Annotated in this window: 10 protein-coding genes; 7 read left to right on the top strand and 3 right to left on the bottom strand. The window is 61.8% G+C overall.

All coding sequences use genetic code 11. The features are described 5' to 3' along the window. The first annotated feature begins 410 nt into the window (after positions 1-410). Both NKH36_RS24555 and NKH36_RS24550 read left to right on the top strand, forming a co-directional pair. A complete protein-coding gene (locus NKH36_RS24555) occupies positions 411-1085 on the top strand; it encodes an alpha/beta hydrolase (RefSeq protein WP_027154148.1) in 675 nt (224 codons plus the stop codon). A gap of 13 nt (positions 1086-1098) precedes the next feature. Next, the gene (locus NKH36_RS24550; RefSeq protein ID WP_352964924.1) at positions 1099-1749 is read left to right on the top strand and encodes an FMN-binding negative transcriptional regulator; all 651 of its coding nucleotides are present in this window, start codon (positions 1099-1101) and stop codon (positions 1747-1749) included. 106 nt (positions 1750-1855) lie between these two features. Here the strand turns inward: NKH36_RS24550 and NKH36_RS24545 are convergent, their stop codons facing one another. Both NKH36_RS24545 and NKH36_RS24540 read right to left on the bottom strand, forming a co-directional pair. Further along, complete coding sequence (locus tag NKH36_RS24545; protein ID WP_352964921.1) at positions 1856-2188, bottom strand: lipid-A-disaccharide synthase N-terminal domain-containing protein; 333 nt, start codon at positions 2186-2188, stop codon at positions 1856-1858. Next, complete coding sequence (locus NKH36_RS24540) at positions 2181-2909, bottom strand: glycosyltransferase family 2 protein (RefSeq protein ID WP_352964918.1); 729 nt, start codon at positions 2907-2909, stop codon at positions 2181-2183. Before NKH36_RS24540 ends, NKH36_RS24545 begins: the two co-directional genes overlap by 8 nt. 320 nt (positions 2910-3229) lie before the next feature. Here NKH36_RS24540 and tyrS point away from each other — a divergent pair, with 320 nt between their 5' ends. Together tyrS and NKH36_RS24530 are read left to right on the top strand one after the other, a co-directional pair. Next, positions 3230-4483: a tyrosine--tRNA ligase gene (gene tyrS / locus NKH36_RS24535; protein WP_352964915.1), complete on the top strand. Its 1254-nt coding sequence runs from the start codon at positions 3230-3232 to the stop codon at positions 4481-4483. Between the two features lie 464 nt (positions 4484-4947). Then, positions 4948-6678: an adenylate/guanylate cyclase domain-containing protein gene (locus tag NKH36_RS24530; protein WP_352964928.1), complete on the top strand. Its 1731-nt coding sequence runs from the start codon at positions 4948-4950 to the stop codon at positions 6676-6678. Between the two features lie 142 nt (positions 6679-6820). Here NKH36_RS24530 and NKH36_RS24525 read toward each other — a convergent pair whose 3' ends face one another. Further along, positions 6821-10204: a YhdP family protein gene (locus NKH36_RS24525; protein WP_352964912.1), complete on the bottom strand. Its 3384-nt coding sequence runs from the start codon at positions 10202-10204 to the stop codon at positions 6821-6823. 95 nt (positions 10205-10299) lie between these two features. Here NKH36_RS24525 and NKH36_RS24520 point away from each other — a divergent pair, with 95 nt between their 5' ends. The 3 genes from NKH36_RS24520 (at position 10300) to NKH36_RS24510 (ending at position 13599) form a co-directional block, all read left to right on the top strand. Further along, the gene (locus tag NKH36_RS24520; RefSeq protein ID WP_352964909.1) at positions 10300-10767 is read left to right on the top strand and encodes a peroxiredoxin; all 468 of its coding nucleotides are present in this window, start codon (positions 10300-10302) and stop codon (positions 10765-10767) included. Between the two features lie 186 nt (positions 10768-10953). Beyond that, a complete protein-coding gene (locus NKH36_RS24515) occupies positions 10954-12243 on the top strand; it encodes a M23 family metallopeptidase (RefSeq protein WP_352964906.1) in 1290 nt (429 codons plus the stop codon). Between the two features lie 189 nt (positions 12244-12432). Further along, positions 12433-13599: an ROK family transcriptional regulator gene (locus tag NKH36_RS24510; RefSeq protein WP_352960978.1), complete on the top strand. Its 1167-nt coding sequence runs from the start codon at positions 12433-12435 to the stop codon at positions 13597-13599. Positions 13600-13604: the final 5 nt, after the last annotated feature.

Raw genomic sequence — 13604 nt, 5'->3', positions numbered from 1 at the left:
CCCCACCAGCGGCGTTTCTTTTCACCCCCCGCCGGGTTGCGCCCCCCCTTCCCCTTGTGACGTTCTGGGGTCTGGCGTTTCTCGTGGGCCCGAAACTCTGCCCCGCCCGCGCCGCGGCAAGCAGCGGCGCGCTGGCATTGTAGTCGAGATAGGCGCGTGGTCCGGCCATTTTCGCTTCAAACTGGTCCCGTTAAAAGCCGTTCCGCGAGGATAGCGCGTTATTTCCTTGAAATTGCAAGGCAAGACGTCCTATTTACGCGGCGTGCGGCGTGGGTAGCCGAGCCATTACGATTGGCCACCCAGTTTTGAACAATTCTAAACTAGCTTCTAGAAAGACGCTCGCCCTGCGTCAAGGCCAGAGGAAGAGTTGTTCCGGGCGCCGCGCATTCTTATGCCATGTGGAGTATTTTATGCCTGAGGTCATTTTCACCGGTCCGGCCGGCCGCTTGGAGGGTCGCTATCAGCCTTCCAAGGAAAAGAGCGCGCCGATTGCGATCATCCTGCACCCGCACCCCCAGTTCGGCGGCACGATGAACAACAAGATCGTCTACGACCTCTTTTACATGTTCCAGAAGCGGGATTTCACCACGCTTCGCTTCAACTTCCGCGGCATCGGCCGCAGCCAGGGCGAATTCGACCACGGCACCGGCGAATTGTCGGATGCGGCCGCGGCACTCGACTGGGTGCAGTCGCTGCATCCGGATTCCAAGAGCTGCTGGGTCGCCGGCTATTCGTTTGGCTCATGGATCGGCATGCAGCTTCTGATGCGCCGGCCGGAGATCGAAGGCTTCATCTCGATCGCGCCGCAGCCCAACACCTATGATTTCTCGTTCCTGGCGCCTTGCCCGTCGTCCGGCCTCATCATCCATGGCGACGCCGACAAGGTCGCGCCGCCAAAGGACGTGCAGGGGCTGGTCGACAAGCTGCACACGCAAAAGGGCATCACCATCACCCAGAAGACCTTGCCCGGCGCCAACCATTTCTTCTCCAACGACGCGGACCTGTTGCTCCAGGAATGCGCGGACTATCTCGATCGCCGTCTGGCCGGCGAGTTGTCCGACCCGCGGCCGAAACGGTTGAGATAGGCAGCGAACAGCGATGTACCAGCCCCCGCATTTCCAGGAAACGCGACAGGACGTCCTGCACGGGCTGATCCGGGCGCATCCGCTTGGCCTGCTGGTTTCAAATGGGGCCGAGGGGCCGGTCGCGAACGCGATTCCGTTCCTGCTCGACACCGAAGTGCCGCCGAACGGCAGGCTGCGCGCCCATCTGGCGAGAGCCAATCCGCAATGGCGCCTGCTGGCCGACAGCCCGGCATCGCCAGTGCTGGTCGTCTTCCAGGGCACCGATGCCTATGTGACGCCGTCCTGGTACGAGACCAAGCGCGAAACCGGGAAGGTCGTGCCGACCTGGAATTACGCCATCGTCCAGGTGCGTGGCACCGTCACGGTGATCGAGGACCAGGACTGGCTGGCCCAGCAGATTTCCGAGCTGACGGTATCACAAGAAGCCGCTCGCGAAGCACCCTGGGCGGTGACCGACGCACCAGCCAGCTTCATCCAGTCGCAGATCAAGGGCATTGTCGGGCTGGAAATCGAGATCACGGACATGCAAGGCAAGTGGAAGGTCAGCCAGAACCGGCCCATCGCCGACCGGAGCGGTGTCGCCCAGGGGCTCGAGAGCGAGGGCTCGAACTCGCCCGACATGGTCCGGCTTGTGCGATCCTACGGCGGACTGGACGACAGATAGGACCGACTTCGTGCAAGGTCGCAACCCGGAGTCTCTCAGGGATTTGCTGCGGCCAGGAAGGAATCGGTGCCGACCCTACCGGCTTTCGCCACGAGAGGCAGGTCGCTCAATCGACCTTGGTCATCGCCGCCTTGCGCTCGTTGGCGATCAGCCACAGGTTGCGAATGTAGATGAACAGGCCCAGGGCCTGGCCGGCGATGAACACCGGATCCTGCCGCTGGATGGCATAGATCAGCAGCATGCTGCCGCCGAACAGCGAAAAGAACCAAAAAGCGATCGGCACGACGCTGCGCTTGGCTTTTTCCGATGCAATCCACTGCACGACGAAGCGCATGCTGAAAAAGAACTGGGCGACAAAGCCGAGCAGAATCCACGTATCGAACTGCTTGACGAAGACGTCGTGGAGCCAGGTCGCCAGTTCCTGAAGCACGCTAGCCATGCCGGATTTCCTCTGTTTTTGGCATTCGGCGGCGCCGGCGGCGCAGCCACCAGACACCGGCGAGATCAAGCACCCCTTGCAGGCCGCGATCGAAAATTCCGTAATTCGACTTGCCGTGGCGGCGAGAGCGGTCGACGACGTCGCAATGCACGACGCGATACCCCTCCTGGATGACGAGGGCCGGAACAAAGCGGTGCGTGCCGTCGAAAAACGGCAATCTCCTGAGGATGTCCGTATATATCGCCTTCAGGCCGCAGCCCGTGTCGCGGGTCTCGTCATGCAAGACGGCTTTTCTCAGCCAGTTGGCAAACCGGGACGCCAGTTGCTTGATCTTGCTGTCGCGACGCTTCAGGCGCTGCCCTTGCGCAACACCGAAACCGGGACCGGCCTGCCGCAGAGCATCGACCAGCACCGGAATATATTTGGGATCGTTCTGGCCGTCGCCGTCGATCATGGCGACGATATCGCCGCGGGCCGCCCAAGCGCCCGAACGCACGGAGAGAGACTGGCCGGCGGATTTCTCATGCCGGAGGTGGCGAAGCGGAAACGGGCGAAGCACTGCCTGGGCGGCAAGCACCGAGGTGGTCTCATCGGTCGAACCATCATCCACGACGATCACCTCGAAGTCGCGCCCGGCCATCGCCGCCCCGATCTCGTCAAGCAGAAGCGGTAGGTTCGCCGCCTCGTTCCGGCAAGGAATGACGATGGATGTCTCCGGCATTTCGTGTCGGGCTCTGTCATAGGATATGGCATTCGATTCGATGCCGTGCGGTGCCGTTCCAGCGGGTCAGGTGCGGCAAGAACCCGCTGGCGCGGCGCCTCATTACGCCAGCCCAAACGATGAAGCAAGGATGCAGCCGGAAGGCGAGCTTGCGCCGTTTCACGACTCCGTGATTGCGTTCGCACCGAACCTATCATGTAAAACGCGATCGGACGCAAAACCGGATTCCCCTTTTGCTGACCGCGCTTGGATGCTAAACGCCCGCGTTCACGCATACCACGCCCGATCCGCTACGGTTGGGCGCTTTCGGGAAAGAAAAAATGTCCGCCTTCAAATCCGATTTCCTGCGCATAATGAGCGAGCGCGGTTTCATCCACCAGATTTCGGATGATGCCGGCCTCGACCAGCTTTTCGCCAAGGAAACGGTAAGCGCCTATATCGGCTTCGATGCGACCGCCAAGAGCCTGCATGCCGGGTCGCTGATCCAGATCATGATGCTGCACTGGCTGCAGCAGACCGGTCACCGGCCGATCGCGCTGATGGGCGGCGGCACCTCGATGATCGGCGATCCGTCGTTCAAGGACGAGGCACGCAAGCTTCTGACGCCTGGGGATATCGAGGACAATCTGGCCGGTATCCGCCGCAACTTCATGCCCTATCTCAAATTCGGCGTTGGTCCGAACGACGCCATCATGGTCAACAACGCCGACTGGCTGATGGAAATCAATTACGTCAACTTTCTGCGCGATGTCGGCCGGCATTTCTCGGTCAATCGCATGCTAGCCTTCGATTCGGTCAAGCTCAGGCTCGAGCGCGAGCAATCACTGTCGTTCCTCGAATTCAACTACATGATCCTGCAGGCCTATGACTTCGTCGAACTCTACAAGCGTCTCGGCTGCCGGCTGCAGATGGGCGGCTCCGACCAGTGGGGCAACATCGTCAACGGTATCGATCTCGGCCATCGCATGGAGGGCGCGCAACTTTACGCGCTGACAACGCCGCTGCTCACCACCTCGTCGGGCGCCAAGATGGGCAAGTCGGCCTCAGGCGCAGTCTGGCTCGATGCCGAAATGCTGTCGCCTTACGAGTTCTGGCAATACTGGCGCAACACCGAGGATGCCGACGTCGGCCGCTTTCTCAAGCTCTACACGACGCTGCCTCTGGATGAGGTCGCGCGTTTGGAACGGCTTGGCGGCTCCGAGATTAACGAGGCGAAGAAGATCCTGGCGACTGAAATCTGTACGCTTCTGCACGGCCGCGAGGCGGCCGAGCAAGCCGAGGAAACCGCGCGCAAGACGTTCGAAGAAGGCGCGCTGGCCGAAACGCTGCCGACCGTCGAGGTGGGCAAGGCCGATCTGGAACGCGGGGTCGGCATATTGTCGCTGTTCGTTACCGCCGGGCTTGCCGCGTCCAACGGCGAGGCGCGGCGACACATCCAGGGCGGTGCCGTGCGGCTGAACGACCAGTCGGTGTCCGACGATCGCCGGTTGGTGACACTTCAGGATCTCGGCCCGGAACAAGTCGTAAAACTGTCGCTCGGCAAAAAAAAACACGTTCTGGTGCGGCCGGTCTGACCGGCGCTGATCGATCCCGATGGAATCGGGATGGGGCTCATTAGTCCTTTTCCGAGACCGGTTTCACTTCTTGCTGCGCTGACCTTCGGTTCGGGATCACGGCCTAGGTAAAACTTAATCAGGTAGCTGCTGAGAATGGCCCAGATGGGTGAATATTGCCATTCGTCTCATCGATCGGAACGAGCAGGTAGCGCCATTTGCAGCAGGTAGCGCCATTTGCAGACGTCAGCGAGTGCAGCCACTATGGTCCAAACTCGTGTTCATATCGGACGTTTCCGGTCTGACGTCGCGCGGATCCCTCCCGCCATTGATGCGATCGAGTTCGCAGCCACCTGGCGGAAGGCGGAAGGTTCTGATCCGCCCTTTCTTGCTGCTGCGGTAGGAAGACTTCTTGATTCAGCCACCAGCCCAAATTGCTGGATTTGGCAGCCCAGGAAGGATAGGCTTGGTTTTTGGTTCAAGCGATGGAACAGAGACTAGCCGCAATTCTGGCTGCCGATATGGCGGGCTACAGTCGGCTGATGGAGGCCGACGAATCCGGCACGCTCGCACGCCTTCGGACCCATCGCATAGAACTGGTCGATCCCGCCATCGCGAAGAACAAGGGCCGGATCATCAAGACCACCGGAGACGGCATGCTCGTTGAGTTCCAGAGCGTGACCGATGCCGTGAAATGCGCCGTGGAAATCCAACAGCGCATGAAACGGCGCAATTCGGATGTGCCGCAAGAACGGCGCATCGAATTCAGGATCGGCATAAATCTCGGCGACATCATTTTCGACGATGAGGACATTTTCGGCGACGGCGTCAATATTGCCTCGCGCATCGAGCAACTCGCCGACGTCGGCGGTATCTGCGTGACCGCAGCGGTGGCGACCCAAATTGCCGACCGTCTCGAAATTGCCATGGAGGACCTGGGCGAGAAGACGTTAAAGAACATCAGCCGCCCGGTTCGCCTCTATCGCATTGGGTTTGACAGTCATGTCCTGCCAGAAGTCGAGGCAAAGCGATCCATCTCGAAACCTTCGATAGTGGTGCTGCCATTCAACAACATGAGCGGCGACCCCGAGCAGGAATTTTTCGCGGACGGACTGACCGAGGACATCATCACCGAACTGTCCCGCCACCATGAGCTGTTCGTCATCTCGCGCAATTCCAGCTTCGTCTACAAGAATCGCGCTGTGAATGTGCGCGAGGTGGCCGAGAAACTCGACGTCCAATACCTGGTGGAGGGAAGCGTCCGCAAGATCGGCGACAGGGTGCGCGTGACGGTTCAGCTCATCGACACGGCGAATGATGCTCATATTTGGGCAGACAAATATGACCGGAAGCTGGACGACATATTCGCGATTCAGGATGAGGTGACCGCGGCGATCGCAGCCACGCTGCCCGGTCGTGTCGAGGCGGCTCAGCGGGACCAGCTCGCGCGGGCGAAACCTGCAAACATGGCCGCGTATGAATGTGTGCTTGCTGCCAAGGTGCTGCATCACCGAAGCACGATTGCGGATAATGAACGCGCGCAAACCTTGATAGGCAGGGCCGTCGCGCTCGACCCCGATTATGCCCATGCCCATGCCTGGCGGGCCTGCATTCTTGGCCAGGCCTGGGTCCATAACTGGTGCGAAGACAGGGATGCGGTCTGGAACGACATCATGGCAGCGCTGGACAGGGCGCTGGCGCTGGACGACAACGATGCCGATGTCCACCGCATCCTCGCCGCAGTGAACGTGAACAACAATGAGCTGACCACAGCGCGCTACCATCAAGAGCGCGCCCTCGCCCTCAATCCCAATTACGACCTCGTGGTGGTGCAGCAAGGCGAGTTATTGACGTGGCTGGGGAGGCCGGAAGAGGGAATTGAATGGATCCGCAAGGCAATGCAGTTGAACCCGCACCACCCGGAGAGGTTCTGGAGCCATCTGGGAAAGGCGCATTTCGCCGCGCGCCAGTATGGCGAGGCGATCGAAGCTTTCATGCATCTGTCAACCATGGACTCGGTTCAGCACGCTTTCGCCGCTGCCTGCTACGGCTGGCTGGGCGACGAAATCGCGGCCGCGGCGCATCTAGGCAAAGTCAGAACGCTCGATCCCCAATTCGATCTCGATTCATTTATCGCCACCCTGCACTATGCCCAGGAGTCTGACGTGCAGCACGTCCGCGAAGGACTGCTGAAAGCCGGTATTGCCCACCTGTAGCCAGCCCGTAACTACGAACCAATCGGCGACAGGCATAAAGACCGCCCCCCCACCCGATGCGGACCTTGTGGCATGACCGAACGACGGGCGGCTTCGGGTCAGAGGCGTGAATTCGGTCGCTCGAAATGATTGGGTTTCGACCTCACCGATACTCGAAGATCGACCTGAATATTCCGGGGGCGATCACCGATAGCGGATTGACGTCGAGTTTCGGCTTGTTGGCATCGCCCCTGAGCCGGTAGGTCACGCCGATCAGGCCGCGATCGCGGCCATTGCCGAGCAGCGCGCCGAACAGCGGCAGTTCGCCGAAGATGCGGTTGAGGCCATAGACCGGCATGAAGGTGCCGGTCATGTCCATATTGTTGTTCTGGTCGTAGAGCGTGCCCTGGAAGGTGGTGCCGATCCGCGGGCCGCGCAGCACGCCATTAGCCAGCTTCAGATAGCCGGCGCCCTTTTCGATCTCGGAAAAGCCACGCTCGAACTTCACTCTCGACGTGTCGATGTTCGCTTTGACAGCTTCGTTGAGGCTGCGGCTGTCGCCCGCCGGCGTCGTCGATACGAGCGAGGCGAGTTTCGGCTCGTTGACCACGAAGAAGTTGTGCGAGTCGACCTGGCCCTTCATCGGCCCATCGCTCGCCCCTGCAAGTGCCAGCGTGATCGAACCGCCCTCCATATGCTCGTAGATGTTCAGGAACCGTAGGATGGCGCCGGCATCGGCCGACATCACGTTGAGGGCGCGCCTGCCGGCGCCGGTCGTATTGCTGATGCTTATGGCAGCACCCGAACTTGCCGTGGCGCTCACCTTGAGCCCATTCACCCTGGAACCGGTGGCGCTGTAGTCGAGCTTCAGCTTCGACAGTGTCTCGTTGTGGAAGCCGGTCAGGGAGTTGACGTCGGCGCTCACCGAAATCGCGTCGGAACCCGTGGCCTTGGTGGCGGTGTCGACGTCGGACGTGAATTGCTTGATCAGCGAGCGCGCGTCCAGCGCGTTGCCCCTGATGTCGATTGCATAGCCCTTACCCGATCGTTTCACCGAGACGGCAACATCGTCTCCCCGGTTCAACGTGACCTTGCTGAACCGCGCCGAGGACAGGGCGCCGTTGACCAGCACCACGCCGCCGTCGATCGAAAAGGTCTTTCCATTCAAGTCGAAGTCGGACAGCGTCGTGGTGTCGCCGGACTTGGCCATGGCAAATGTGACATTGGCTGGAATGCCGGGTCCCTTACTCCAGCCTGCCCAAGGAATATCCAGCCTGGCATTGGTCAGGTCCGCCGAAACAGTCTCGTTGCCCCTGCCGCTCTTGTCGATCTCAACCTTGACGGCTCCGGAAAGCAGCGCCGACAGGCCAGGCATGGCGGCGGCACGCATCTTGTCGTCGAGCACCAGCGCCACTTTCCGGCTACGTGGCGATCCGCCATCCCTGAGCGGTTCGATCAGGTCGAGTTCGGCTGGAATGCCGTTGAGCAGCGCCTTGGCTGATATCACGGCCTTCTCGGGTTCGACCGTGATCGAACCATCGGCGTCCGTCACCGTCTGGTCTTCGAACGGCTTGCCCAGCGACAGGTCCTTGTAATCGAGCGTCACCAGCCAATCGAGTTTCGAGCTGTCGACGCCTGACTGCAGCGGAATGTCCGCCTTGACGTGGCCGGTCACCGTGCCCGACAGGTCTTCCGGCAGCAGGCCGACATGGCGCATGGCATTGATCGGATCGTAGGAGGCGAGTTCGGCGATCGCGGACGCTTCCCCGGCGACGTCGATATCGAGCGCGCCGATCACCGGCGGGCGGTTCGCCGCCTTGATCGTCATCGTGCCGTTGCTTGCCGCCACCGTGCGGCCACTGGCCATATAGACGTTGCCCGAGGACAAGGCGATGTCGACGTCATTGCCGTGGAATTCGGCGACGCCGACGGCATCGCGTATCGGCGGGATGTGGCCGGCCGTATCGAAGCGCGATCCTTCGATCTGGAACCGGCCGAACACTTCATTTGATGAAAGCGGGATCCCGTTGCCAAGACGCCCAGGCACGACCTGGAACTGCAGGCTGCCATCGACGACACGGCCGCCGAACAGGTTCTTCAGTACCCAAAGGCGAGCGTTTCGCGCGGAAAACCAGGGCCAGAACTGCTTGACGTGCGAGACCGGCATGTCGTGGACGTTGAAGGCAACAGAGATGCCCGGCACCTTTCCCCTAGCGAATTCGACCGAAGCCGTGCCCAGCGCCTCGCTGGCGGCTCCGGACCTGATCCCGATCTGCTCGGCTACGAGCTTGTGGCTCCGGGTCTGGTAGACGCCGGCAATGCGGGCCACGAAATCGAGCGCAGGTTCGGACGATTCCGAAGGCGCCAGCGTCGAGCCGTCGCTGGTCAGGTCGTAGCGATAGGACGGCTCCTCGCCCGCTGATCCTGTCGCAGGCTTCGGTCCGATCGAACCGGCGAAATTGAAGATCGAGCGACCGGTTTTCAACAGCAGCTTGTCGACCTGGATCTTGTTCGACCCGGCGACAAGTGTGGCATCGAGATCGACGTCTGCTGGAAGCGAGCCACGCGACCCCAAATCGAGCACGGAACCCGCGAATGACAACGAGGCAGTCAGCCGCGACGCGTTCTCGCCGGATCCTTCCGATCCCGCCAGCTTCAAGGCAATCGCGCCCAGCGTCCCACTTGGCGCTGCCGCAGCGTCGTTAACCTCCGCTATCTCGACGCTGGCATCCAACCCCGTCACGCGCCGCGTCGTCGTATCGCGAGTGGCTGAGGCGGCGATGGCGAGTGCCCTGCCGTCGACATCCGCGTCGGATGAAAACTCCATGCCGCCCGGCCCCGACTGTCCAACGGTGGCATCTGTGATCCTGACCAGTTTGACCGACCCGGTCTCGGGCAGAACGATGTCGACATTGCGGAGGTCGATCCGGCGCATCGAATCCTCCCGCACTGCATCGAGCGCATGGTTGATGCTGGCAAAGACCGAATCGGCCAGTCTTTCCGGATCGATGAGGCCGTCGTCGTTGCGCAGCGTCGCCGTCCAGTCGCCACCCGACGGCAGCGCCGCCATCACGATGCGCGCGTCGGAAATCCTGGCGCTGGTAAGCCGCACCTCGCCCGAAAGCAGCGGTATCAGCCGTATGCCGAAGCGGACACGCCCAGCATCGGCCATCGGTTTTCCGTCGGCGGTCTTGAGGCTGACGTCGCTGACCTGCAGCGCGATGAAGCTCGATCCGTCGAGCGTGAGACCGGCCGGCCCGACCGCAACATCGACGTCGACGCCAGCCAATTTCTCGATGGCCGTTTCCGCTTCGGCCCGCAGCCGCTCGGCGCCGAAACCGGACATGCCGATCGCGTACACAGCGGCGGTGGCCAGCAGCACAAGCACCACAAAGCCGGCAAACAACCGCGCAAGAATGCGAACGCCGCGGCCGATCGACGCCTGGCCGAGCGGCGGTACGCGGCACGCGGACGGGAAGGCACCCAGGTCGGTGATCTCATCACGCCTGAATCTGATCTTCTCGTGCTGCGGCTGCTCCTGATCCACACAATTTTCCGTTGAACGAACTCGACCGTGGACGAATCCCGGTGCGACAATATATCGATGAGGCTTCGCGCGTAACCTCAAACAAGGGCATCGATATGGCTGATCTCGACGTCGGCGACCTTGCGCCGCAGTTCGATCTTCCCCGCGACGGTGGCGGCTCGCTCAGCCTCGCGTCATTGCTGGGAAAGCCGGTCGTGCTTTACTTCTATCCGCAAGACGACACCACAGGCTGTACCAATGAGGCGATTGGCTTTTCGCAGTTGAAGCCGGAGTTCGAAAAGCTCGGCGCCGCCGTCATCGGCCTGTCGCCGGACAGCGTCCGAAAACACGACAAATTCAAATCAAAATACGATCTGACCGTCGACCTCGTCGCCGACGAGGAGCGCAAGGTGATCGAAGCCTATCATCTGTGGGTCGAGAAGAAGCTCTATGGCCGCCGCTATATGGGTGTCGAGCGTGCAACGTTCCTGATCGGCAGCGACGGACGGATCGCCAGGATCTGGCGAAACGTTCGCGTCAGAGGCCATGCCGAGGCGGTACTGGAGGCCGTGCGCGTGCTTTGACGTCAACGTCGGCTGTGGCCTGAAAGCCCCATGAGAGGCATGAGGCGCCGAAGCCTGCACTTCATGCCCTCATGGCAATCCGGCTGCAACCTATGGGCTGCAAGCAGTTGGGCGCAAGCAACCGACCGTTAACCTTAATGATGTGTAATGAGGCCTGTCGTGGTGTCGTAATGAAAGCTTGGTCCCGTGAACGTAGCCAGTCAGTCAGCGGTCTTTGGCAGGCGCAAGGAGCCCCACACGGTCATTATCGCCCGGGGTAACGAGATAAGGCATTTCACCATACGGCCATGGGTTGCCGCTTTTTGCGGCTCCGCGCTGGCGGCGATGGCCATCGGCTACCTGCTGGCGACCTCCTATCTCGTGCTGCGCGACGACCTGATCGGCGCGACCACGGCACGGCAGGCGCGCATGCAGCAGGCCTATGAGGACCGCATCTCCGCACTGCGCGCCCAGGTCGACCGGATCACCAGCCGCCAGCTTCTTGACCAGCAGCTCATGGAAACCAAGGTCGGCGAACTGCTGGAGCGACAGACCCAGCTCAGCCTGCGCCATGGCCGCCTCGGACCGCTCCTCGAACGCAGCGAGCGCGAAGTCGGAACGCCACCTGCCACAGGTACTGCTGCGTCCGCAAAGTCGGATGAACGCGCCGGCGTGACCGACGCCCAGCCGCAGGCCTATTCGGTTGCCGGCGTCGGCGCCAACCTTGGCGCCGGCGACACCAGGCCGTTCTCCCTGTGGTCGACACGCTCCGATCCGCTGCCGAGCGACACCGCGGCCGATCGTGCCGACAAGCTGTTCGTGTCGATCAACGAGTCGCTCAAGGCCATAGAGAGCCAGCAGCTCACCCGCATCACCACGCTTGCCGACAACGCCTACAGAAACGCCGATGCAATTTCTCAGGCGCTCGAGGCGGCTGGCCTGCCGGTCGACAGCGATTTCGGCAAGAGCGATGCCGGCGGTCCGCTGATACCACTCGACAGTTCGATGACATTCGACAGCAAGGTTAGAGAACTCGATGAGGCGCTGGACGCGCTCGACCGCTTGAAAAAGGAGGCGCGCCGGCTGCCGCTCGCCAATCCCGCCCCCGGTCGCTCGGTCACCAGCCCGTTTGGTGTGCGCACCGACCCACTCCTCGGCACCGCCGCGCTGCATTCGGGGATGGATTTCAGGGCGCCGACCGGAATGCCCGCCAAGGTCACGGCGCCCGGCGTCGTCGTCAAGGCCGGCTGGAACGGCGGCTATGGGCGCATGGTCGAGGTCGACCATGGCAATGGCTTTGCGACGCGCTATGGGCATCTCAGCAAAATCAACGTGACCGTCGGCAAGAGGCTCAACGCCGGTGACGTCATCGGCAAGACCGGCAGCAGCGGCCGCTCGACCGGCCCGCATCTTCACTACGAGATCCGCCACAATGGCGAAGCCATCGACCCGCTGCGCTTCCTAAGGGTCGGCAAGAAGGTCGTCCAGTACCTCTGAAGTCCGCCATCTTCTTTCATTGAGACCGATCTGGCCGTTTTCCATCTGATGGCGGCCTCTGCTCGTGCTCCGTGTCGCTGGTGAACTCGTGACCGGCGCATCATGCGCGGAAGTCATTTGTTATTTTTGAATTCCATTTGACTGAATAAATATTCGGTGCGAACCTCATGTCTCCTAGGAACGCAAGACATGGCACTGCGGGGGACCAATCAGGAATTCGGGCGGCCTTACAACAGGCGCATTGTCCTCGAGTCCATCCGCCTTCACGGTCCGGTCGCCCGCGGCGACATTGCCAGGCGGGTCGGGCTCACCGTGCAAACGGTATCGACAATCGTTCGCGAGTTGGAAGAACACGGCTACGTTCTGTCCATGCGCGAAGAGCCGCGGGGGCGTGGGCTGCCTCCGGCGACCTTGCGGATCAACCCGGAGGGCGGCTATGCCGTCGGCATCCATGTCACCCCGCTGGGAACGAATGCGGCGCTGATCAATTTGAGCGGAGACGTGATCGAGAGCACCTACCGCGAGGCCCCCAATGCATCGCCCGACCATGCTTTCGATCTGATCGGCGCGATGGTGCTTGAATTGACCCGACTGCGGCCGGGCGGTCGCGTTCTCGGCTTAGGCATGGCGCTGCCCGGCCCTTTCGGCGTGGAGTCGATGAGCTTTATCGGCCCGACGACGATGGCCGGCTGGAAGGACGTGGCGCTTCGGGAACGACTGGAGGCCTCGACCGGGCTGCCCGCGTTTTTCGAGACCGACATGGCGGCCGCGGCAATGGGCGAGCGCCTGTATGGCCTCGGGACGGGATATTCCGAATACTACTATCTCTATTTCGGCGTCGGTCTTGGCGGCGTCATGGTTCATGACGGAAGCGCGTTGCGCGGCGCCTGGGGAAATGCCGGCGAAATCGGACACATCCCTGTCGTGCCGGGTGGCGAGCCGTGCCCATGCGGCAATCGCGGCTGCCTCGAAAGATACCTCTCGCTCGAGGCACTGCGGCGCAGGAACATCAGCGACGCCGATTGGGTTGATGAAGTCGAGTCGATCTTCCGCAACGCCATCACCATCATCGAGAACCTGTTCGATCCCGAAACCATCATCCTCGGCGGACTGGCGTCCACCGATTTGCTTGAACGGCTGGCTGGTTCGGTTGCGAACCTTCCCAACTCGATCTCGGCGCGAAACGACCGCACCACGCCCCGTGTCACCGTCGCACGCGGCGGCCAGCATGCGGTGTTGCGCGGGGCCGCAGCGCTTGCCGTCTCAGGGGTGCTTTCGCCACGCTTCGGCCAGATATTCACCGCCGAGCGCGAACGCGGGCGAGATATCCTGCAAGGCAAGGGGATCGCGGCATGAGCGGA

The organism is Mesorhizobium sp. M1312, from assembly GCF_040318115.1.
Classification (GTDB): Bacteria; Pseudomonadota; Alphaproteobacteria; order Rhizobiales; family Rhizobiaceae; genus Mesorhizobium.
This window is presented reverse-complemented; position numbering and strand designations above follow the sequence as displayed.